Genomic DNA, 22,308 nt, shown 5'->3' with positions numbered 1-22,308 from the left:
CTTACGTCACACGCTCGCGACGGCCGCGTTCTTGAGCTGAGCTGTTGTCGTCGCCTCTGGCGCTTGCATTGGCGAGCGAAGCTCGAAGAAGCGCACGATGAGCCACGCGACGAGGCACATCAGCGAATAGATAACCGCCAGCACGAGGTACGTTTCGAACTGGTACTGGTTATAGTCGCGCTCCATGATCAAGTGCGCGGTCGCCATCACATCCGCTGCCCCGATGTACATGACCAGCGCAACGTTATGGATCAGGTAGATGATGGCGTTTCCATAGCCCGGCAATGCGAAGTGCACCGCTTGCGGGCCGACTACGCGGGTGATCTTCTGTCGGAAGGTATATCCCAGACTGTCGGCCGCATCATGCTGGCCGCGATCGACGGCCAGGTATGCAGGTCGCATGACTTCCGACAGATACCCTCCATGATAGAGGCTCAGCCCCACCATCGCAGCGATCGTTGCAGAAATAAAATCCTCGGCGCCGAACAGGATCACCAACAAGGGCAGCCCGTAGAACGCGACGAATAACTGCAGGACGACGGGAACACTCCGGGCATAGGACACGTAGAGGTCAGTCAGGTGACTGATCACCGGTATCCTCTGAACTCGGAGTGTTGTCGCGACGAGAGCCAAGCAAAAGCCGACGACCATGGCCGTAACGGTGATGGCGAGAGTCAGCGGCAACGCCGAGACCAACTCGGGAATCATAGCAGAAACATCCACTTTGAAACGCTCCTTCTTGCAATTCAGCCTTACCGCTGGCTATCGCTACATGGTTGGGAAAAGGTCCTGTTACTTCATGTATTTGACGATGTCCTCGCCGAACCATTTCTGCGAGAGCTTTTCGATCGTGCCATCGTCTTTTAATTCCTTGAGAACCTTGTTCACATCGTCGGCTAAAACCTTGTTTTCGTCCGACCTATGAATCAGCATGTAGGTGTTGTTGCTGAAGACCGGATCGGACGCCACGATATCGAGCTTCTTTTCCTCGATGACGGTCTGCTCACCGAGATTCGAAGGCAGAACAAGCGCGTCGAATTTGCCGTTCTGAACTTCGTCCAGTCGGTTGGGATAGGGAATACCGGCGCTCGATGCCGTAACATCAAGCTTGTATTGTGGATTTTCTTTTTGCCAGTTCATGATGAACTTGTAGGTGCCGCCGCCGGCCGTGGTCGGAACGATCCTCTTGCCGACCAGGTCCTTCATTTCCTTGATGCCGCTGCCTTTTTTGCTGTAGATCTTCATCAGGCTGGCGCCCATGGGGTTTTCCGGAATGAAGAACTGCTTGGCGCGCTCAGGGGATTTGTAGTAGCCACCGACGGCGATGTCGTACTTGCCCGTGGCGAGGCCGGTTTCCTGCGCGATATCCGAAACACCTTCCATTTCGAACTTATACTGCGGCAGCTTTGCGTTGATCGCTCTCAGAAGATCGGGTTCATAGCCTTGCGGCTCTACGCCGATCGCACCCCATGCCAGCGGCTTGGATTCGGCAGACGTCGCGATCTTGATCGTGCGAACGGTCTGACCATTGCTGATCCCCGCGGTTGCAAGAGCAATTGCGATGCCGCCGGCAACAGCCAGGGCAGCGCGACGGGAAAAACTGGATGTGATTGCAGACATTTCTTAGGTTCCCTTCTTGTTGAGCTATTGAAAAGCGAGTTCTGACTGCAGGAATTGAGCAAGTCGTGGGCTGGATGGTGCATCGAAGATCTCAGCTGGACTGCCATCGGCGGCAACCACGCCACGATCCATGAAGACGATCCGGTTCGAGATGTTCTTTGCGAATTGCATCTCGTGGGTCACGAGCAGCGAAGTGATCCCTGACGACGTGACATCCTTGATCACCTTCAGAACTTCACCGACGAGTTCAGGATCCAGCGATGACGTAGGCTCATCGAAGAGCATCACGTTGGGACGAACCGCCAGCGCACGCGCGATGCCGGTGCGCTGGAGCTGGCCGCCCGACAGCTGGGACGGATAGCTGTCCCGCTTCGCTGAGAGACCGACCCGGTCAAGCTCTCGCAGCGCGATTTCACGCGCCTCGTCCGTTGACTTGCGCTGCACGACGACCAGCGGATCCATCACGTTCTGGAGGACGGTCATGTTCTTGAAGACATTGAACTGCTGAAAGACCATCGCTGTGCGAAGCCGGATCGCCTGGACAGCGGTCTTGTCGGCGCGCTGGTAGTCCATCCGAATCTGGTCGAACGCGATGGTTCCTGACGACGGCTTGGCCAGGTAGTTGATGCATTTCAGCAGCGTGGTCTTGCCGGTGCCGCTGGGGCCGATGATCGACACCACGTCACCCCGCTTTACCGAGAGATTGACGCCGTTCAGGACCTGCGTGCTTCCGTAAGACAGCTTTACATCTTTGAGTTCAAGCATTTCTGGTTGGTCCTTCAGAGTGGGGGACGGACTGCTTTGACCGTATGCGACGTCATCATCCGCTCTCCGCGTGGCCGAGAACGTGCATCAGCCTGTTTGCCCAGCCGAAGATCGCTATGGCGTGGACAAGGTCGATGATCTCGGCATCATTCATGCCGACGGCACGCAGCGAGGCGATGTCGTCTACCGTTGCTTCCGACGGCGCCGCCGACAGACGGCGGGCAAAGCTGTAGATTGCCGCATCGCGCGGCCCGAGCGCCTCGGGTTTGTCGAGATAAAGCGCGGTGACCACATCATCGCTCTTGGTCAGCTCTGCATGGCGGCGGGCGTGAACAACGGCGCAGAATTTGCAGCCATTGACGATCGAGGCACCCAATGCGCCAAGTTCGCGGTCGGGACGGGCAAGCCCGCCTTCGACATACATGATCGCGTTGAACAGAATCGTGCGGGCAAGATAGCTCTCTGGGTCATGCACAAGGGTGCGCACATATTCCGAAACTTTCTTGGCCGATGGCGTAACCTTCATCGCTTCAAGCTGTTCCGGCGTCGCCCCGGAGAGCTCGACCGGCGCGATGTACGGGTGCCAATTCAATGGCTTCAGGCGAACCGAGGAAATCATATCGACCTCATCAGGCGCAAGCCGGCCGCCACCCGTGTCTGGAAGTTCACAAAGGCAATCAGTTCGGAGAGCGCGACGATTTGAGGATTGTTCAATCCGGCCTTGGCGAGGAGGGCGATATGGCTCGCTTCCGCCTTTTTCGGCATCAGCGTGATCAGGTCGACGTGACGGGCGATGGTCGCCAATGGCTCATCGAGATCCGTTTCGCCCCGAGCCAATGCTCTGAGCTGCTCTGTCGGACCAAGTTGGGCCAGTTGCACATCATATTCGGCCATCAGGACGGGATCGGCATTCAGAGCGGCCATGCGACGGGCCAGAGCAACCCTCAAATTCGGCGCCAGCCCCTGATCGTTTGCCGGCTGCAGGACGGAGAGGCGACATTCCTCCGCCCCTTGCACAAATTCGGGCCGAAACCGCCGCGCAGCGAAAAGTGCATCGTTCGGCGAAATACCGGCGGCCTTGTCCATTGCGTCGATCACAGCGCGGCCTCTGTTGAATCGACCCATTCGTCGCCCAGAAGCTCGGGCGTGTCGTAGGCGATCAGATTGGCGAAGTGGGTTTCGACATCTTCGGCAAACAGCGACGCGGCAATGCCGCGGACCAGACGGTCGGCGCCGGCACTGACGGCCGGGATATCGCCGGAGACCTTGCCGTGGGTCAGCATGGCGGCGTCGTTGAAGCAGTGGATATGTGCTAGCATCGAGCAGGAGCCGGGAACGCGTTCGCGAAATTCGAAGGCGGGACCGAGATCTGGCGCCTCCGACATGCCTGTACGAGCCGGCCCCATATCCGGCGAATATCGACCATCCGACCAGGTGCGGATGTATGGGGCGAGTGCTGCAAATTCCGGGCGGTCGCTGAAGTCGTTGGAAAAGCCGGTTGCCGCGATCATGAAATCGTAGCGCATCGGCCCTTGTGTGGTTTCGACCAGAAGGCCTTCGGCATCTTGCTTTACCGCGACTATGCCACAGTCCAGAAAGAACCGAGCATTCGCATGACGAGACACGCGAAGGGTCGATGAACGCGGCGGCGGTGTTTGGGTCGAGGCGGTGTAGTCGAAAAACTTCCACTTCCAGTCATCGGGTAGGTGATAGATGCCGTGTACAACGCCCTGGCTGCCGATGCCGGTCAGCTTGTTGATGCGTGGCATTTCCTTGCGGCGGATCAACATGTCCACCGAGCCGGCGCCAGCCTCGAGCGCCGTTGCTGCATTGTCCATGGACGAGGCACCAGCGCCGATGACCGCGACACGCTTACCTTTCAGCGCACCGAAATCGATGTCGTCGGCAGAATGGGCCCAATAGGCGCGATCGATACCCTTAAGGAAATCGGGCACGGCAAAACCGCCCAGGCCGGACCGACCAGTGGCCAGAACGAGATGACGAGTGAGAACCCGGCCGGTTTCCGCGCCCTCGATATCGATCGCAATCAGATTTCCAACGGGTGCGAGGCCGGTCATGCGCACGCTATTGCGCACTGGCAGAGCAAGGACCTTGCGATACCAGACCAGGTAATCCATCCACTGGCCCCTGGGGATCTTGTCCAGCGACTGCCAGGCTTCGACGCCCCACTGTGCCGTGAACCAGGCGCGGAACGTCAACTGCGGCAGGCCGAGCGACGGACCGTTGAGGGTCTTCGGTGACCGGAGTGTTTGCATGCGGGCAAACGTTACCCACGGTCCTTCGAGCCCGGCAGGCGCCGCATCATAGGCGACGACGTTGGTAATCCCGGTCAGCACCAGCTTTGCTGTGGCGGCAAGTCCGCACATGCCAGCGCCAATGACAACGACATCACGGACCGGGGCGCCCTCCTGCATGCGTGTGGGGACCCAAGGCTTGGCGGGCAACTCAAGCACGTCGAGATCCTGCGCGAGTTGGGCTTCCAACGCGGCAAGGCCCGTCGATGCTGCCGGGGTGGGAGTATGCTTCATATTCCAGTTCCGTTATTTGTGCCCGAGGCGGGATCGGTGACCAATTGGCCGGCCAAAGCTGGATCGAGTTTCCTGAAACCGGCGATCGACCGTTCAGCCACCGCTTCGACCGCATCCATCAGCGCCTGCGCGACTGGGCGAAGGGGACGTTTTTCGGCAGCCACAACGCCCCAATAAAAGAGAACGGTTACGTCGATCGGGCGAATGACGACCCCAGGCAGGGCCACGCCGTAGGCCGTGAGCGGATCGATGACGGCTGCGACACCAGTATGGCGCACGATCTGCAACGCGCCGTAGGCAGTGTTGGTCCGGATCACTGGTCCGGTGTCGATGCCCCGGGCCGCCAGTGCCTTGGCGACATGCAACTGAAAACGCAGCGGATTGAGCAACGTCGCGACGCGGCGACCGGCAAAAGCCGAAAGCGGTATGACATCAAGTTCAGCCAGCGGATCGTCCTCCCGCACGGCAGCAACATCAGGTGCCGAATAGAGCCGCAGGACATCCAAACCGGGCGTATCGAGCGGCAGGCTTGAAAACCCGATCTCGGCACGTCCGCTGCGCACTTCCTGGGCGACGATCGAGGGAAGAAACTGCCCGAGATGCGTCTCGTGCGGAAGCTCGACACCTTTGAGCTCAGCCATTGCCGTCGGGATCAAGCCAGTACCGATCGCAGAGGTAGTGACGATCTGCAGGATCCGCCCCCTGCCGGCGGCGATCATTTTGGCCCGCGCTGCGAGTTCGGTGAAGGACATCAGCAGTCGCCGCGCTTCTTCCTCGAAGGCGACACCTTCTTCAGACAGCTGCACCCGTCGACCGACCCGGTGCAGCAATTGGAAGCCAAGCTCGGCCTCGAGATCCTGAATGGTGCGTGTCACTGCGGGCTGGGAACGCCCGAGCATATCAGCCGCCTTGGTAATGCTGCCGCTGGCAGCAACCGCAAGGAAGGTCTGAAGATCTCGAGTTTCCATCTTCGCCTACATGCATATTCCGTATGATTGACATCGTCTCATTCGTTTTTGATATGTGTCAAGCGGAAACTAATGTTCGTTGCGGCTTTGTGCATTTGGCCGGCTTCAGAGCCGGAATCCCTGGCGGAGGCGGACGAGGACGGCAGACGCGACTCCGGCTTGCGGAACCTCCTGATGAAAACTTTCATGTGTGACGACGGCAAGGATTCTCGAACCACAAAGCCAGCAACAGGAGGAATATTATGCGCGTGAGTATTCTGGGCGCCGGAGCAATTGCTTATGGCCTTGCCGCGTATTTGGCAGGATCGGGACATTCGCCAACGCTTTGGTCACCGTCGGGACAGCGCACCAGGGCGTTGGCTGCGGGTGAATTATTGAAAGCCACAGGGGATATAGACGCGACGGTGCCGGTGCGCATTGCCAAGGATTGCACGGATGCCGTCGCCAACGCGGACGTGGTGGTGATTGCGCTTCCGGCCTACGGCCACAAGATGGTGATGGATGCCGCCGCCCCCCATCTGATTGATGGAATCCCGGTCATCATCAGTTCGCATTGTTCGTTCTCGGCGCTTTATCTCTCCAAGCGGTTGGCCGAACGCAAGGTCTCGTTGCCGATCGTCGTTTGGGGCACAACACTATTGACTGGCCGCCAGCTCGGACCAACCGAAGTCCATGTCACCACCATTCGCCAGAAGCTTGACGTGGCGACGCTGCCTTTCAGTTACCAGGATCAAGGACACGAACTTTGCACGACCTTGTTCGGCGATCGTTTCGTCCAGCGCGACGGGATGCTTGCGATCGCGCTCAGCAACCTCAACCCGCAAAACCATCTAGGTATTGCGCTTCTTAACCTGACACGCATGGAGAAGGCCGAGCAATGGAGCCAGGGGGGAAACGTCACTCCCGCCGTCGGCCGTCTTATCGAGGCTCTGGATGCCGAACGGCTGGCCATCGCGGCCCATTTCAGCATCGCCGTTCGCACCGTCAGAGAGCATTTTTCACTGTCGTTCCATGTTCCGATGGGAACCGTTTCGGAGATGAACCAGGAGATGGAGCGCCAAGGCCGTGGCGGCTTTGGCCCAACAACCATCGAAAGCCGCTATATTCTAGAGGATGTTCCGTTCGGACTGCTGCCGACCGTACTACTGGGGAAGCTAACGGGGAAACCGGCGATACTCCACGAGTCCGGAGTTTCGATATTATCGGCAGCTTGTGGTCGCGATCTCAAGGCAGATAATGATATTCTTCCTGCGGTCGGCATCGAGGGAATGGCAAAAGCCGATCTTGAAAACCTTTGCCGTAAGGGATTCTAACAACTCTTCACAATGGAAACAGTGGAAGTCAGCATAGCCAATATACCCGATAAGCCGGCAATGCGCCGGCGAGCAGGACATGGTTTCGGCATTCCTTGGAACGTTTCGTCCGCGCCTCTGACACTGAGCCGCCGGACTTAGGCCTCTCTCCATTGTTGTTGAGCCGGTCCTCATTCGGAGTTGTCGTCACTAGTTTCGCCACCAAATGCGAGAACATACGAAGGATATGGTTGGGCTAACCACCCGCTAAGTAGTTGTTTTTGTTGAAAAGACCACGTCGCTCCGGGCCCACCATTGTCGTTATTTATCAACGTGTTAGAGGTTATTTGTGCCCTCGGTTAGCCAAGTCCAAGATGGCGAACCTGCACGCATCGCTTTTGATTTCATTGACTTGTTGTGGGCTACTGACAATCGGAAGAGGCGGGTGAGGAGATGGTGGTCTACCACTCGTCGAGGTTTCGCAAGTAGCAGCTTTTGGTTGCGCCTAGCCTACTCCGATAACATAGCGAGCACTTGCTGCATGAGATCGCGCCAGATCACCGGCCGCAGATGGTAAGGTCAGGAGGGAGGATAAGGTCGGCCCGTTGCGCGGCAGGTCGTCGGACGGCTTGGTCGCGTCATGAGACGACATTTGCATCTTGTGCGACGAGCGTCGCGATCCGACCCGTTTGCTGTCGTCCGGAACGCTCTCATTCGGAGCGCTTAAGTGCATTCCGTTCATTCATTTTCGAGCATGCTATACTCCGCCTCGGAAAGTAGCCATTGATGGCTAGGATTTCTGTTCGTCTGCGGAGCCAATGGGATGGGCAGCTCAGATCGACAGCAATGCAACAGCGGCTCCCTGGAAGAGACGGATCAGCTCGCTCTCGGTCGTGAGGCTTACGAAGAAAGGGCGTGGGGCGACGCCTATAGGTTCCTCTCGCACGCCGATGAGACGGCTCCGCTTGCTGTGGATGATCTCGAACGGCTGGCGATGTCGGCCTATTTGACTGGGCGCGACGAGGAGTACCTGCGGGCCTTGGAGCGAACCCATCATGCATATCTCGACGCTGGCGAATACCATCGCGCCGCCCGCTGCGCCTTCTGGCTGGGCCTGCGTCTTGTCTTTCGTGGGGAGATGGCTCCGGCGACCGGCTGGTTTGGACGGGCCCATCGACTGCTCGAACGCGAGCCACATGATTGTGTCGAACAGGGTTACCTGATGCTGCCCCACGTCGAACAGAATCTTGCTGCGGGCAACCTTGAGGCAGCCTACGCTGCGGCCAGCGGCGCAGTCGAGATTGGCGAGCGCTTTGCGGACGCGGATCTCGTTGCCTGTGCGCGGCACCTGCAGGGCCGTGTTCTGTTACGTCAGCGGCGGACCACAGAAGGTTTCGCGCTTCTCGATGAGGCGATGGTTTCGGTCACGGCCGGCGAATTGTCGCCGCTGCTTACCGGCCTGATCTACTGCAGCGTGATCGAAGCGTGTCAGCAAGTCCATGCTCTGGGTCGCGCACGCGAATGGACTTCCGCTCTGGGGCGATGGTGCTCGGAACAGCCCCAGCTGATCAGTTTTAGCGGCACCTGCCTGATGCATCGCGCTGAAATTAAACGGCTCAGCGGCGCATGGCAGGACGCAATCGACGAAGCGCAGCATGCCGTGGAGCGTTTGACGCAGTCAAATAATCGAAAAGATACGGCTGGGGCGTGGTACCAGTTGGCGGAAGTACACCGCCTCCGTGGAGACTTTGAAGCGGCCGAACAGGCATATCGGAGTGCAAGCCAATATGGCTTCGAACCGCAGCCGGGCCTTGCCCTGTTGCGGTTGGCCGAAAGGCACATCGATGCGGCTGTGGCCGCAATCCGGCGCGTCATGGCCGCGACGACCGACCAAGTGAAGCGCATTCGGCTGCTGCCAGCTCACGTCGAGATCATGCTGGCGGCTGACGACATCGAGGAAGCACGGCGTGCCTGCCACGAACTGGCGGACGTTGCAGAAAGCTACGGGACCGAACCGTTGCGCGCCCTTGCCGCCCACGCGCGGGGAGCGGTGGAACTGGCAGAAGGCGAAGCGCAGGCCGCGGCGATTTGTCTGCGCCGGGCAATAGAGGAGTGGCAGCAAGTCGACGCGCCATACGAAGCAGCGCGCGTACGGGTCATCATGGGCCTGGCATGCCGCGCCCTCGGTGACGAAGACGGCGCGACACTGGAGCTGCAGGCAGCACGGACAGTATTTCAGCAGCTTGGTGCCGCGCCCGAGGTTTCTCGCATCGATGCTCTGCTTGACATGCGGTCGGAGGAAGCCAGCGGTCTCTCTGCCCGCGAGTTGCAAGTCCTCCGCCTGATCGCTTCTGGCAAAACCAACAAGGAAATCGCCAACGAACTGCATTTGAGCGGAAAGACAGTGGACAGGCACGCAAGCAATATCTTCAACAAGCTCGACGTCCCCACTCGCACCGCCGCCACCGCTTGGGCCTACGAGCACCGCCTAGTCTGAGCGTGCCCGGCAATGGGTGGAATCACCCATGCATCGTCGGCGCCGATTGGGTAGTTCGCCCGAAGCGCCGCCTTCCCTTCCGGCCTAAGCTTGCACCTGTCGGCTATGGATGCGCGGCGCCTCGGCGCAACTCGCCTGCAGACTGCAGGACGGACTCGGTGATCGAGCTGCAAACATCCGGCCACAATGAAAGGAGGAAGTGATGTCACGTACCGATACCGGGATGCGGGTGGCGGGCGCCTGGCTTGCGATTGCTTCTGTACTCTTAGGTTTCGTCCTGGTCGGTCACGGGCCGATTCATCCCGACCTCGCCCTTCAAATGCACATCATCGCCAACAACGTCACCCTGTGGGTGGTCGTGCATTGGGCCGCCGCGGCAGCACTGTCGCTGTTCGTCGTCGCGAGCCTGATCGTGTTGACCGCGGGCTCTCGCCTGACCGAACACTGGTGGACCCTGTCCGCCTGGGCGGTGGTGCCGGTCGGCGCCCTCTGGACGATGACCACCGCCGTGGCCGAGGCCACCACCGTCGCCGATGCCGCCGCCGCCAACGATATGGCGCGCTTCACGGCCTGGTGGGCGTTCGCCGAAGGCAAGGCCAACGGATTCATGTTCCTGTGTCTGGCGGTTGTCGTGATCGCCGGCAATGAGGCGCTGAGCCGGCAACAGATAACGCCGACCTGGGCGTCACTGGTCGGAGTTGTGGCTGGGCTTGCTGCCTTTGCCGGCTGGCCGTTGGGCATGTGGTTCGGCATCTGGCTGGGCAGCCTCGTCTGGGTTGCGTCGTCTTTCGTGATGGCCCTTTGGACGTTGTGGTTCGGATTGGGGCTCGCGCGAACCGAGATCAGCGTGTCAACCGCTCGCAGCTCGCGCTCTAGCACGTGAGCAACCCAAGAGGCCAGGCGGCATGTGCAAGACGAAATCGCCCTATCAACATGAGGGAGGCCATGATGACTCACGTTGAAGACTACACCGCCACCCCGGCGGCAATTGAATCGAACCGCATATCCGGAGAAGCTGCGCGCAAGCGCCTGCTCACCGGGCTGTCGATCGCCGAACGGCGGCTCGAATTGGCCGGCATCTCGACCGTGCTACTGGACGGGGGCGCGGGATCACCGATCGTGCTGTTGCATGGCCCAGGAGAACATGCAGCAAAGTGGCTGAGAATTCTTCCGGAGCTTGTGAGAACGCATCACGTAATCGCGCCCGATCTGCCGGGCCACGGCACGTCGGGGACCGTCGAGGGTCCGATTCATCCCGATCGTGTTCTCGCGTGGCTTGGCGAACTCATCGAACGCACCTGCCCAACACCGCCCATTCTTGTCGGCCAAATTCTCGGCGCCGCAATTGCTGCTCGCTTTGCCGCCAAGCACGGTAGCCAGCTCCGCTGCTTGGTGCTGTCGGACGCGCTCGGCCTTGCGCCGTTTCAGCCGGCGCCTGAATTCGGTGCGGCCCTCGCCGCGTTCATCACGGAGCCAAGTCCGGAAAGCCATGACCGCCTCTGGCAGCAATGCGCCTTCGACCTCGACACGGTGCGTGATCATATGGGCGAGAACTGGGAGCGGCTGCGAGCCTACAATCTCGATCGCGCGCAGGCGCCGGCGTTGAAGCCGACCCAGCAAGGTCTGATGGAGCAGTTCGGATTTCCCGCAATCCCATCAGAGGAACTAGCGCGCATCAGAATCCCGACCTTCCTGATCTGGGGGCGGCACGATCTTGCCACCCCATTGCCTGTAGCGGAAGCGGCGAGCGTCCGATATGGGTGGCCGCTCCACATTATCGACGGCGCCGCCGATGATCCGCCGATCGAGCAGCCTGCCGAATTTGTAAAGGTGCTGCGGGCTGCGCTTGCCGCAGCCGGATCCGCGACTCCTCAGGCGCTGCCGGACACACGTGAGGCTTGGGACCGAATTGCCTCGGGTTACGATCGGACGAATACCGAAACACAGATGTGGCTTGGCAATGAGAGTCTGGCCAGGGCAGGGCTCCGCCCAGGTATGTGCCTTCTTGACATTGCATCCGGCAGCGGCGCGCTCAGTATCCCGGCAGCTCGGATCGGTGCCGAGGTAGTCGCCGTCGACCAGTCGCCCGTCATGCTCCGCCTGCTGCGAGAGCGCGCCAGCCGCGAAAGCCTGGAAATTGACGCCCGCGTAATGGACGGGCATGCGCTTGCCTTTGTCGACGACAGCTTCGACGTGGCGGGATCTCAGTTTGGGGTCATGCTCTTTCCCGACATGCCGATGCATTCGGGAGATGACGCGGGTTGTCAAACCTGGAGGGCGGGTGCTGGTCATTGCCTATGGCGACCCGCATCGAATTGACTTCCTCACTTTCTTGGTTGGGGCCGTTCAATCGGTACGCCCGGAGTTTAATGGTCCGCCAATGGATCCGCCGCCACTGCCGTTTCAGCTCAGCGATCCGGAGCGGCTTGCCCGCGAACTGGCAAAGGCTGGACTGAACGGCGTCAATGTCGAGATGATCACCGAGAGCACGGCGTTCAAGTCAGGTGCTGAGCTATGGGATTGGATCGTATGGAGCAATCCGATTGTCGAGGAAGTGCTTGGCAGCCTCGCGTTGAGCGAAGGCGAGCGCGCGGTCATTCGCCAGACGCTCGATCGCATGGTGCGCGAACGGGCCGGCGATGACGCTTCGGCCATTCTGAGAAACCCCGTCAATATTGGCATCGGGACCAAATGACCGCGCGGGCGATGGACCGGAGGATGGTGGCCGAGAAGGTGGCGCGCCCGAACAGATTCGAACTCCTGCCCCGGGGCCTGGAGGAGCGCAAGGTGCGACGAAGTCGTTTCTGGGTTTTATCCTAGGGTTCGCCGGACCATACGAGATGATACGAGACATATGGGTTGGCGAACCAGCCGCTCTGTAGAAAACAGCGTCCCCTTAATCCGGCAATCGGATCTGAAGCTTTACGTCCGCCGGCCGGGCTTCCACTGCGCGGTCGAAGGCGGTGATGGAATCTTCGAAGGGGAAGGTCGCCGAAATGAGTGGCTTCAGGTCGACCCGGCCCGACCCCATCAGCGCGATTGCCCGCTCATATTGGTGGGCATAGCGGAAAACGGTCTCGATACGGACTTCCTTGGTCGAGGCCGTGGCAATGTCGAGCGCCACAGGCGCCACGGGCAGGCCGACCACCACCGCCGCGCCACCGGGCCGCGGCAGATCGAGCAGGGTCTCCCATGCCTTGGACGAGCCCGAGCATTCGAAGACGACGTCGGCGCCCCAGCCGTCGGTCAGGCGCTTTACCTCCGCCGCCAGGCCCTTGTCGCGGATGTTGACCGGGATCACACCTTGATAGCCGCCGGCGATGTCGAGCTTGGGTTGGGCGAGATCTGCAACAATGGCGCGGGCACAGCCGCCGGCGAGCGCAGCGATCGCCACCATCGTGCCGATCGGCCCTGCGCCAATCACCACCGCCGTGTCGCCCGGCGCGATCTTTGCTTTGGCAGCCGCCTGCAACCCGACAGCGAAAGGCTCCACCATGGCGCCTTCGGCGAAGCTGACATTATCGGGCAGTTTAAAAGTGTAGTTGGCGGGGTGAACGACATAGGGTGTCAACACGCCGTGGATCGGCGGCGTTGCCCAGAATCTGACAGCCGGGTCGATGTTGTAGAGGCCGAGCCGGCTCGCTCGCGAATTCGGGTCGGGGATGCCCGGCTCCATACAGACGCGGTCGCCGACCTTCAGATGCTCGACGCCTTCGCCTGTTTCGACGACGGTGCCAGCGGCTTCGTGACCCAAGACCATCGGCGCCTCGACCACGAACGGGCCGATGCGGCCATGCGTGTAGTAATGCACGTCGGAACCGCAGATGCCCACCGTATGGATCTTGATGCGCACTTCGCCTGGGCCAACCGTCTGCGGCAAGTCGATGTCGCGCAGCTTGAGTTCGTGCTGGCGTTCAAGGACAAGGGCGCGAACGTTCGTCATCGACGTAATCTCCTCTAATGCCGATTGTTCGAGGCCTCCTCGACCTTACTTGCATTCGGCACGCTCATCATAGCCGCTTATCCGCGGCTTCAAAATCCAGTTCGGAAGGGTGTTGCTTGATTCCGACTATGCGTACCAACTTCCCGGCCAAGGGCTTTGAAGGCCGACCATGACGCTGCGGAATTAGCGTTTGGATCATCCAGCGTGCTCTGAGGTATCCAGTGATGGGTTGGCAACAGGACAGGAACCCAGTGTTTAGAGGGCGACGTGCACGCTCGGTGCACACAAAAGTCGCCCATTCTTCGGTTCTGTTTTGGCGAAGCGGCGCAACAAGGGATGCGGTGACGCGATTTTGCGGCATTGTCGCCCGGCTTTGGCCGCCCGAGCGACAGAGCGCCTGACGTTAGGCGATGTAGGTGCTGCGTCGATCATGGCTCCACCAGTTGCTGGATTGCGTGCATCGGTAGGACCAGCCGGAGGGAGTCCGGCAGCCGCACGAAGCCGTTTCCCTCATAGAGGGCAGCGGCGCGCTCGCTGAGGAACCGACTGTGGCCGCGCTCGCATAGGCGCGCCGCACGGCGTCGGCGAGAAGCATCGCATCCAGGCGTTCGCCCTGCCGGGCTTCCGAGACCGCCAGCCGTCGCCGAATTTCGGTGGCTCCTTGAAAATTGTCTCAATCATGTTATGTTGGACGAAATCGTGAAATGTCAGACATTGGAGGCTGCGTCATGGCGAAGGCAGCGAGGAAGAAACACACGGGTGGTGGCGCGGAACGGCAAGGGAGATTTGCCATTCAGAAGCGCGCCGGTATGGCCGATATAATCGAAATGACGAGGAAGGCCGGCGAGCCACTTCCGAAGACTGGTCGGGCAACAAAGACCGGCAAGTCTGTCGCGGTCAGCAGAACCCGTGTTGAGGCCGTCATGAAGGCGGCGGAACGTTCTGGTCTGCTGGGTGAGAAGAGCACGCGGATCGGTGGTCGTATCAGTCCGGCGCTGATCGAAAAAGCCAAGAAGCAGACCGGGATCAAGACTGACACCGACTTGATCGAATTCGCCCTCGCCAATGTCGCCCTCGACGACAATTTCGGACAGACGTTCAGAAAGACGAGAGGCACCGTCGATCCGACGCTTAAGCTCGGGTTCTGAGTTGACTGACTTTGATTTTGCCAGTTCTGTCCGCTGGGCACGATTCGATCCTCAGGAAAGGCTGTCTCGCCGCAAGGACGACGACCTTCCGTTCCTCGGTGATACTGCCGAGGCGGGGCAAGAGCTGATGCTCGATACCTGTGTCTACATTGATGGTTTGCAGAGCCACGCCCCGGATGTTGTCGCCGATCTGCTCGATCTCAGACTGAGTAATCATTCGACGGTTGCCATCCAGAAACTCATGCACACCGTCGGCGTGCTGGACCCCAAGCATCCCGGTACAAAGACTGCAATCAAACAGATTGGCGCTACCGTTCGCGGCATGCACCCGCATCGTGTCTTCGCACCGGATACGGACGTGCTTGGAAAAGCTGCGCTGCTGTCCGGCATCATGTGCCGCCTTCAGGGCTACCAGAAAGATGCTCGCCTCCGCGCGCTTCAGGATTGTGTCTTGTTCCTGCAGGCGCAGAAGCTAGGGTTCACGGTACTCACAGCGAACATCAGCGACTTCGATTATCTTCTTCAGCTAATTCCGACCGGACGGGCGCTGTTTTACCGGCAAGCCTGATCGTCACGCCCGGGACACCATCATTTGCAAGCTCTGCTTAGCGTCCCGGAGCACAAGAACCCTATCAATCGGTTCCTGATCTGGGATCTACCGTCCGGTCATTCGCGGCGTGCTGAAGCAAAGACACTCACCATCGCGCTCGCGATTGTCGACATTGCCGACGTGGCCCGACATCGACGCATCCATCATGCTGCCGAGGCCGCCGGCGATCTGCGCGTCGCCACGGTTTACTCCCTGGGAATAGGGGGACCTCTGCTTGATGCTCATAGACCGCGATCGGCGGGCTGAGGTATCGTGGCGAAAATTTCTGGGCGTCGGCATCTATGCCAAGCGAAGCGCCGCAAGGAAGATTTTGATGGCATCGGTGGAGGTAGGACAAGAGTGTGGAATGCCTCGGGTGCTGCGCATATTCGAGCTCGGCAGAACGAGAACTCATGATGCATGACGACCAGGTGGATATCGACATCGATATCGCCCGCCAGATGATCCGCGACCAGTTTCCCCAGTATCGTCATGAAGACATCACCTCAGTTAGATCGTCGGGAACCGTCAATGTCATCTTCCGCATTGGCTCGAAGAGCACGGCGCGGTTCCCACTGAGGGCGATGAATCCGACCGAATGCGCCAATATGCTTCGGTCAGAGGCCGCTGCCATGGTCGAGATTGGGGAACATTGCTTATTTCCGACGCCTCAACCGATTGGGCTCGGCGAGCCAGGTCCTCACTACCCAATGCCATGGGCGTTACAAACTTGGATCGAAGGCGAGGTTGCCACGCCGCACGGGCTAAGTGGATCGACGACGTTCGCCCTAGACCTTGTACACCTCGTGGCATCGTTGCGCCAAGCGGACACACGGGGCCGACGCTTCGACGGGCAAGGACGTGGTGGACATCTCTCCGATCATGACGATTGGATGAGTGTTTGCTTTGAAAAGAGCGAGGGCCTTCTTGATGTGGCTCGACTGCGCGATTTGTGGACTCGCTTCCGGGAGTTGCCATCCGCTGGGCCTGTCGTGATGACTCATAGGGACCTTATCCCAGCAAACCTTCTCGTGCAGGGCGGGCGTCTTGTCGGAGTGCTTGATGGCGGCAGTTTCGGACCAGCCGACCCGTCGCTAGATTTGGTAGTCGCGTGGCATCTTCTAGACCGCGAGCGAAGAGCGACCTTTCGGTGCGGCCTTCAGGTTGAAGATCTTTGGTGGAAGCGTGGTGTTGCTTGGGCATTCCAGCAGGCAATGGGTCTCGTCTGGTATTACCGTCGCACCAACCCCGCCATGAGTGCGCTGGGGCGCAGCACGATCTCTCGCATTCTCGACGATCCGGACATCTGAATCGCGCAGTCCCTCCGTCGGGACGGACGTTCGTTTCCTAAACGGGGTTTGTCTACCATGCGCCGGAGTGTCGCGAGACACCGAACCAACTGCTCGCGGCGCCAATCGCGCACATCACGAGGATATCGCTCAAACTTTTGATCGGCCACCAACCTCCTCCCTCCGCTTGCCTTCGTCTTTGAAAGACAACGTCAGCGTTTCGTGCAATTTGCCGAGTGTGTGCCGTCCTTGCGAAAACGAATTCCCTGGACGACGAAGGTGACATGCCCGCTGAACGAGATCTGGCGGGTGCTGTCGCCCGGGGCACGCGTCCAGAAGCCGCCAAACAACGCCATGCGCTTGGGGCTTGAAACCAGTCGAAAAGCGCCATATGTTTTGCACAGTAAATACGGCTGCTAATATGACAAGGAACTCCATGGGGCAAGCCCTCAAGAAATCCATGCAGAATGAACCCCTGGTTTTGTCCTATATGGACCGTGCCGGGAAAATTGCCGTTGACCAGGTGGCCGACAGCTTTGGAATGTCCAAGGGTCAGTTGGCTCAGACGGCCGGGCTTGCCCGCGAAACCCTCTATCGGCTGGAGCGCAGCCGCACGGCAAAGACGCAGGGGCGTCTGCGCGAGATGCTCGAAATCATCAGCCGCGTGACGGATTGGGCGGGAGGCAAGGAACAGGCCATGGCCTGGTACCGAGCCCAGCCGCTGCCGGCATTCGGTGGACGCACCGCCGAAGCCCTCGTGAAGGACGGCAAGGCCGCTGCTATTCGCGACTACCTCGATCACATGGCCCTGGGTGGCTTTGCTTGAGGTTTGTCGGAACCTGCTACAGGGCGCATGATCCACGTTGGGCATTCAAGCCGAGTTCCGGTGATGGAGCGGCGATCAGGGGCGCTCGATTCAATCCCAAAGGTGTGCCCGCGCTATATCTGGCGCTGACCGTCATGACGGCTGTCAAGGAAGCCAACCAGGGCTTCGCGCATCGCATCGACCCCTGCGTGCTGTGCTCTTATGAGGTGGACTGCGAGGACATCACTGATCTGACAACCGAGCAGGGGAGGGGAGAATGTTCTGTCACGCTTGCGGACATGGGGAGCGCCTGGGCCACGGCTCTCAGCAACGGAGAGCGACCTGCATCCTGGTCCATCTATGACCGGCTGCGGCCTGAAGGCATCGCTGGAATTCTGGTGCCGAGTTTTGCTCCGGGCGCGGAGACGGAAGACCGCAATCTGGTGCTATGGGACTGGGGTCCCGATCTTCCGCACAAAGTGAACGTGTTCGATCCGAGCGGTCGGCTGCCGAAAGACCAGCTGTCCTGGCGATGAAACAGGCCCGGAGGCTCCGGGGCAGCCCGAATGGCCGAAAACCAGTCTTTTGGCGCTCAGGTTGAGGCCGTTCGCGCGAACCTGAGCGGCGGAATAACGGCAGAGGAGGGGTTTTTTGCCTCGTTAGAGGTCGGAAGCCCTGGTCAGGTTGATGCGGAAGCGATCTCTGCGGCGCTGATAGCGGCGGGTCATCTCCGAGGAGTTATGGCCGAGCTGTTTTTGCACATAGCGATCGTCGACCTCGGCCGACGAGGTCAACGCGCAGCGAGTGGCCGGCGAATTTGACGATGCGGGCCATTGTCGAGGAGCAGCGGGCAAGGCGCAGCAATGACGATGATCGAATTTTTCTCTTCAAAGGCGGGATTCGAATAGGACAACTAGAACTAGCAGCCCCGCCAGCGCGTGTTCCTGCTGGCCGCTGTCCCAGCGTTAGCGCGAGGGCCTGGCTCCCACGCCCTGCATCGTCAGCGACCGATCGGGAGCACGGGCTGCTCCGCAGACTCGACTTCATATCAGCTGGCGCTAATTATCGTCCCCTGGGTGAAAAAACCTTAGAGGCGACATGCTGAAACCATCAAGGAAGAACAATGTTCGAGAGAGCCGACTTCTTTCTCTTTTTCGCAGCTATGGTGATCGTATCACAGTACGGCGGGTCACACGCAAACTTCATTCGTACCGAGATTGGCTCAGAGCCTTTGCCCTGACGCTCCTCCCGACGAGCAAGGCTCATCACTGCAATGCCTGCGATCGCGATGTCGCGGCTTTTTACCGTTTCGGAGCGTACACTCTTATCTGCCCGCTTTGTCATGCCGTGGATCGTGAGCGGTTTTTGATTTGTGCTCTAGACCGTAGGCTTATCAAGTTGCCGGCGGGGCAGCTTGAAATTCTCCAGATTGCGCCGAGCGAGAAGGGTCTTTCAAAGAGACTCTCTCAAGCGGGCAATCTAATCAAAGCCGATTTCGAGCCGGGACGGTACGGCCCCGATACCGTGAAAATTGACCTGATGGACATGCGTCGCACCAGCGATCTCGATATCGTCGTCTTAAGTCATGTCATGGAACACGTACCTGATGATCGGCATGTGTTTCGGCAACTTTGGTCATCTCTTAAGCCCCGAGGGCAGGTCTGGATCCAGGTGCCGCTTATTTATCGCCAAACGATCGAAGCGACGCCATCTATGTCACTGAGCGAGCGCGACGAGCGCTTTGGTGGATCGGATCACGTGCGAGCCTACGGACCGGATATCAAGGAGCGTATCGAGGACGCCGGCTTTACGGTCACCCGAATAAATTCAGATCGTATACCCGCCGCGGATCGCGACCGGCTTGGGCTTCTCTCCGATACTCTCTTTGTGGCAGAACGGCCCGAGTAACCCAATTTGGAATGAAAGCATTGTTGCCACGCTTGTCCGCTTGGGCCTGCCTTCGGGCGCCGGGCCGGCTTTGCCCAGCCAACCCGGACGCGAGCGGACAGATTTGGTTCCGTGGGGCTCCATCTTCGAAACTGCGGCGACCGTTTTAAAGAAATCAAAAGGCTGCCGAAGGCGTCATCTTGGCGACGAGGCCATGATCGGCGAATCCCACCCCTCCGCGACCATGATCCGAGGGCTATCTCGCGCCTTGCCTCTCAAAAAGTGGTTTGTCTACCATGCGACGGAGCGTCGCGAGGAACATAAATCAACAGAAAAATCAATGCCTTAATGACTAGACCTTCGTTCCTTGATGCCTCGCAAACTTGTCTAGGTGCAGAATAGGAGCCGCGTCTACAACTGCTCGCGGCGCCAATGGCGCCCAAAAGGCATACGTCGACGAAGCTGGTGCACGACGAGGCACTGAGCATCCACAGACTGCGGCGCCTCTACGCGTTGATGACCCGAAGCCGCCTTACGCATTGCCTGTTGACCCAGGCATATCTTCTCTGTCCGCACAAAAGGCATACAGTGGTATAAACAGGAGATATCGTCGGTTTCCAATCTGATAACGGATGAAGGGAGTTGAGTGATGTTCACGAACAGCAAACGTTTTTCGCGCCGTCGGTTCCTCGGCGTCAGCGCCGGCGCCTTCGTAGCCGGCCCGTTGGGCCCGTTTGTGCGAGCGGCATGCGCGCAGGTGACGACATTCAAGGCCGGCGTTATCACCTCGCTGTCGGGCGAGAACATCCTCGGCGGCAACCTGACCAAACGCGGTTACGACCTATGGGCGGAGGCCGTCAACGCCAAGGGCGGGGTTGAAGTCGCCGGCGAGCGTTTCAAGGTCGACATGTTCTACGGTGACGACCAAAGCAACCCCGCGACCGGCGCCGATGCCGCCGAGCGCCTGATCGTCCAGAATGAGGTCGACGTGCTATTCGGCCCTTACACCAGCGGCTCGACTATCGCCGTGCAGCCGATTTGCCAGAAGTACCAGGTGCCGATGATTTCCGGCTCCGCGGAATCCCCAAACGTCTGGAAGGCCAAGCCGGAATTCAACTTCGGCATCATCCCGGCCGTGGACACCACTGCGGGTAAATCGCTGGCCGTGCTGGCGAAACTGTCTAACCCCATGGCCAAGACGATTGCTGTGATCGGCGTCAACGAACCCTTCTCGAAGGAAACCGGCGAAGGTTTTCGCGACGGGGCCAACGAGGCCGGATTGGAAGTCGTCGCCTACGAATTGGTGCCGGCCTCTGGCGACCTTACCCCCGTCATCTCTAAGATCGCAGCGCTCAATCCCGATATCGTCGCCGTCGGCGGCCATGAGGAGCCGCTGATCAATGTCGTCAAGACCTCCAAGTCGCTGAACTTCCGGCCCAAGGCGCTGATAATGCACTATGGCGTCACCGACCCGGCCTTCGCCCAGGCGCTCGCCGCGGACGCCGACGGCACCTGCGGCGTCTCCGTGTGGCTGCCGTCGGTTTCATATAAGGACGACCTCTTCGGCACCGCAAAGGAGTTTGCCGAGATGGCGCAAAAGAAGTCCGGGCACGAGCCCGACTATACCGAAGCGGCCTGCGCGGCCAGCGGTCTCGTTTTCGGCGATGCCGTCAAGCGGCTTGGCAAGAAGCCGGGGCTCACGCCTGAAGACAGGGTGGCTCTTAAGGACGCGATAGCCGCGACCGACATCCAGACCTTCTACGGACCGATCAAGTTCGAGAAGGAAGGCAACCACTACCACGACAACGTCCAGCCGGTGCCGGTGCTGATCCAGATTCAGGGTGGCAAGACCGTAGCGGTGGGGCCGAAAGAGGCCGCGGCAGGGGACCTCACCTACCCGCTGCCAGCTTGGAAATAGCCGGTTCTGGACAGGGTGGGGGCGGCCTCGTCGCCATCACCCTTGCCCGGCGCAATGACGGTGGTTGCGCGTGCTCGGAAAATGACGGACCATGCTATCGTGTGTACGGCCGCTTTGCCGCGGCACTCCGCTCTTTCGTTGGCTGACGGACGGTTCCCGCGTTGGATCTATTCCTACAGACCTTGCTGAACGGCCTTCTGATCGGCGGCGTCATCGCCACTTTTACGATCGGTTTCCAGCTCGCTTTCGGCGTGCTGCATGTCATCGATTTCGCGGTGGGCGGCTGGGTCGTGCTGGGCGGCTATCTCGGCTACTATATGGGTGCCGGACTTGGTGTCGACGGATTCCTGGCGATCCCCGTGGCCTTCATGCTATTCGGCGCCATCGGCTATCTGATTGGGCCGATCCTCTACAATGTCCGCAACAGCCGCACGGCGCGGCCGGAATTGATGGCGCTGGCGTTGACCTTCGGCCTGTTCACACTGCTGCGCGGCGGCATGCTGACCGCGTGGGGCTTCAATACCCACAGCGTGCCGACCGTGTTGAGCGGAGAGAGCCTCGCCGTCGGCCCCGTGACGGTGCCACTGATCCGCGTGGCCGCGGCGGTCTTCGCGATCGCCATCGCCGGCGGACTGTTCCTGTTCCTCTACCGCACCCGCTATGGGTTGGCGATCAGAGCGACGGCTGAAAACCGGCAGAACGCCGCACTGATGGGCGTCAACATCCGCCGCCTCAGCGCCACTGTTTACGGGCTCTACGCAGGCATCACTGCCATGGCCGGCGTACTAATGGGTGCAATCTTTTCAGTGAACCCGGAAGTCGGCCTGCGCTATACTCTGTTCGCATTTTTCGTGGCTGTGCTTGCTGGCTTGGGCTCCGTCGGCGGTGCCCTCGTCGCCGCGCTGCTGCTCGGCGTCATCGAAGCCTTCGTCGCGACCTATGTCGGGTCGAGCTATTCGCTGCTGGCGATCTTCGGCACCCTATTCCTCGTCCTTCTCGTGTCTCCGCGCGGGATCCTGCGGCACGGCTTGTGAGGCG

At 59.9% G+C, this 22,308-nt stretch carries 22 protein-coding genes and 1 pseudogene; 13 read left to right on the top strand and 10 right to left on the bottom strand.

Going from position 1 to position 22,308, the window contains the following annotated elements:
* Positions 1-6: 6 nt before the first annotated feature.
* The 7 genes from NKH05_RS27170 to NKH05_RS27140 form a co-directional block, all read right to left on the bottom strand.
* Positions 7-723 carry an amino acid ABC transporter permease gene (locus tag NKH05_RS27170; protein ID WP_352484294.1) on the bottom strand — a complete coding sequence of 239 codons (717 nt, stop codon included), beginning with the start codon at positions 721-723 and terminating at the stop codon, positions 7-9.
* A 69-nt stretch (positions 724-792) separates the two neighbouring features.
* On the bottom strand, positions 793-1,620 hold the full coding sequence (locus NKH05_RS27165; RefSeq protein WP_352484295.1) for a transporter substrate-binding domain-containing protein: 828 nt from the start codon (positions 1,618-1,620) through the stop codon (positions 793-795).
* Between the two features lie 24 nt (positions 1,621-1,644).
* Complete coding sequence (locus NKH05_RS27160) at positions 1,645-2,385, bottom strand: amino acid ABC transporter ATP-binding protein (RefSeq protein WP_031212966.1); 741 nt, start codon at positions 2,383-2,385, stop codon at positions 1,645-1,647.
* A 55-nt stretch (positions 2,386-2,440) separates the two neighbouring features.
* The gene (locus tag NKH05_RS27155; protein ID WP_352590934.1) at positions 2,441-3,004 is read right to left on the bottom strand and encodes a peroxidase-related enzyme; all 564 of its coding nucleotides are present in this window, start codon (positions 3,002-3,004) and stop codon (positions 2,441-2,443) included.
* Complete coding sequence (locus tag NKH05_RS27150; RefSeq protein ID WP_198023648.1) at positions 3,001-3,471, bottom strand: CMD domain-containing protein; 471 nt, start codon at positions 3,469-3,471, stop codon at positions 3,001-3,003. Before NKH05_RS27150 ends, NKH05_RS27155 begins: the two co-directional genes overlap by 4 nt.
* Before the next feature lie 8 nt (positions 3,472-3,479).
* Positions 3,480-4,934 (bottom strand): NAD(P)-binding domain-containing protein, encoded by a 1,455-nt coding sequence (locus NKH05_RS27145; RefSeq protein ID WP_353026470.1) that lies wholly within the window; start codon positions 4,932-4,934, stop codon positions 3,480-3,482.
* Complete coding sequence (locus NKH05_RS27140) at positions 4,931-5,902, bottom strand: LysR family transcriptional regulator (RefSeq protein WP_352590940.1); 972 nt, start codon at positions 5,900-5,902, stop codon at positions 4,931-4,933. Before NKH05_RS27140 ends, NKH05_RS27145 begins: the two co-directional genes overlap by 4 nt.
* 242 nt (positions 5,903-6,144) lie before the next feature.
* On the opposite strand from NKH05_RS27140, the gene NKH05_RS27135 reads away from it, so the two are divergent.
* From NKH05_RS27135 to NKH05_RS27115, 5 genes are all read left to right on the top strand, one after another.
* Positions 6,145-7,215, top strand: coding sequence for an NAD/NADP octopine/nopaline dehydrogenase family protein (locus NKH05_RS27135; RefSeq protein WP_352484298.1), 1,071 nt, complete (start codon positions 6,145-6,147; stop codon positions 7,213-7,215).
* An 802-nt stretch (positions 7,216-8,017) separates the two neighbouring features.
* Positions 8,018-9,691, top strand: a complete 1,674-nt coding sequence (locus NKH05_RS27130) for a LuxR C-terminal-related transcriptional regulator (RefSeq protein ID WP_353012890.1) — start codon at positions 8,018-8,020, stop codon at positions 9,689-9,691.
* A gap of 202 nt (positions 9,692-9,893) precedes the next feature.
* Positions 9,894-10,574, top strand: a complete 681-nt coding sequence (locus tag NKH05_RS27125; protein ID WP_352590949.1) for a hypothetical protein — start codon at positions 9,894-9,896, stop codon at positions 10,572-10,574.
* A 50-nt stretch (positions 10,575-10,624) separates the two neighbouring features.
* Positions 10,625-12,010 carry an alpha/beta fold hydrolase gene (locus NKH05_RS27120; RefSeq protein WP_352590952.1) on the top strand — a complete coding sequence of 462 codons (1,386 nt, stop codon included), beginning with the start codon at positions 10,625-10,627 and terminating at the stop codon, positions 12,008-12,010.
* The gene (locus tag NKH05_RS27115; protein ID WP_352590955.1) at positions 11,973-12,386 is read left to right on the top strand and encodes a hypothetical protein; all 414 of its coding nucleotides are present in this window, start codon (positions 11,973-11,975) and stop codon (positions 12,384-12,386) included. Before NKH05_RS27120 ends, NKH05_RS27115 begins: the two co-directional genes overlap by 38 nt.
* A 201-nt stretch (positions 12,387-12,587) precedes the next feature.
* Here the strand turns inward: NKH05_RS27115 and NKH05_RS27110 are convergent, their stop codons facing one another.
* A complete protein-coding gene (locus tag NKH05_RS27110; protein ID WP_352590958.1) occupies positions 12,588-13,634 on the bottom strand; it encodes an NAD(P)-dependent alcohol dehydrogenase in 1,047 nt (348 codons plus the stop codon).
* Between the two features lie 728 nt (positions 13,635-14,362).
* Between NKH05_RS27110 and NKH05_RS27105 the strand changes: the two genes are divergently transcribed.
* Positions 14,363-14,782 carry a hypothetical protein gene (locus NKH05_RS27105; RefSeq protein ID WP_352484302.1) on the top strand — a complete coding sequence of 140 codons (420 nt, stop codon included), beginning with the start codon at positions 14,363-14,365 and terminating at the stop codon, positions 14,780-14,782.
* A gap of 1 nt (position 14,783) precedes the next feature.
* Positions 14,784-15,350 (top strand): type II toxin-antitoxin system VapC family toxin, encoded by a 567-nt coding sequence (locus NKH05_RS27100; protein ID WP_352496462.1) that lies wholly within the window; start codon positions 14,784-14,786, stop codon positions 15,348-15,350.
* An 87-nt stretch (positions 15,351-15,437) separates the two neighbouring features.
* Here NKH05_RS27100 and NKH05_RS27095 read toward each other — a convergent pair whose 3' ends face one another.
* Positions 15,438-15,617, bottom strand: a complete 180-nt coding sequence (locus NKH05_RS27095; protein ID WP_023723152.1) for a hypothetical protein — start codon at positions 15,615-15,617, stop codon at positions 15,438-15,440.
* Positions 15,618-15,784: 167 nt separating this feature from the next.
* Here NKH05_RS27095 and NKH05_RS27090 point away from each other — a divergent pair, with 167 nt between their 5' ends.
* From NKH05_RS27090 to NKH05_RS27080, 3 genes are all read left to right on the top strand, one after another.
* Positions 15,785-16,681 (top strand): aminoglycoside phosphotransferase family protein, encoded by an 897-nt coding sequence (locus tag NKH05_RS27090; protein ID WP_352590964.1) that lies wholly within the window; start codon positions 15,785-15,787, stop codon positions 16,679-16,681.
* A gap of 415 nt (positions 16,682-17,096) precedes the next feature.
* Positions 17,097-17,486: an antitoxin Xre/MbcA/ParS toxin-binding domain-containing protein gene (locus NKH05_RS27085; protein ID WP_031195508.1), complete on the top strand. Its 390-nt coding sequence runs from the start codon at positions 17,097-17,099 to the stop codon at positions 17,484-17,486.
* Positions 17,483-18,001: an RES family NAD+ phosphorylase gene (locus NKH05_RS27080; protein ID WP_352590967.1), complete on the top strand. Its 519-nt coding sequence runs from the start codon at positions 17,483-17,485 to the stop codon at positions 17,999-18,001. Before NKH05_RS27085 ends, NKH05_RS27080 begins: the two co-directional genes overlap by 4 nt.
* Before the next feature lie 123 nt (positions 18,002-18,124).
* Here NKH05_RS27080 and NKH05_RS27075 read toward each other — a convergent pair.
* Positions 18,125-18,293: pseudogene (locus tag NKH05_RS27075) on the bottom strand (integrase); the annotation flags it as partial.
* Between the two features lie 270 nt (positions 18,294-18,563).
* On the opposite strand from NKH05_RS27075, the gene NKH05_RS27070 reads away from it, so the two are divergent.
* The 3 genes from NKH05_RS27070 to NKH05_RS27060 all read left to right on the top strand — a co-directional run bounded on the left by NKH05_RS27070 (position 18,564) and on the right by NKH05_RS27060 (position 22,304).
* Entirely contained in the window at positions 18,564-19,373 is an 810-nt protein-coding gene (locus NKH05_RS27070; RefSeq protein WP_353026466.1) for a class I SAM-dependent methyltransferase, read from the top strand.
* 628 nt (positions 19,374-20,001) lie between these two features.
* Positions 20,002-21,270: an amino acid ABC transporter substrate-binding protein gene (locus tag NKH05_RS27065; RefSeq protein WP_353026464.1), complete on the top strand. Its 1,269-nt coding sequence runs from the start codon at positions 20,002-20,004 to the stop codon at positions 21,268-21,270.
* A gap of 161 nt (positions 21,271-21,431) precedes the next feature.
* Entirely contained in the window at positions 21,432-22,304 is an 873-nt protein-coding gene (locus tag NKH05_RS27060; RefSeq protein WP_352496556.1) for a branched-chain amino acid ABC transporter permease, read from the top strand.
* Positions 22,305-22,308: the final 4 nt, after the last annotated feature.

The organism is Mesorhizobium sp. M1399 (genome assembly GCF_040317735.1).
Lineage (GTDB): Bacteria > Pseudomonadota > Alphaproteobacteria > Rhizobiales > Rhizobiaceae > Mesorhizobium.
Note: the sequence above shows the minus strand (reverse complement) of the source record. Positions and strands in the feature narration are given on the sequence as shown.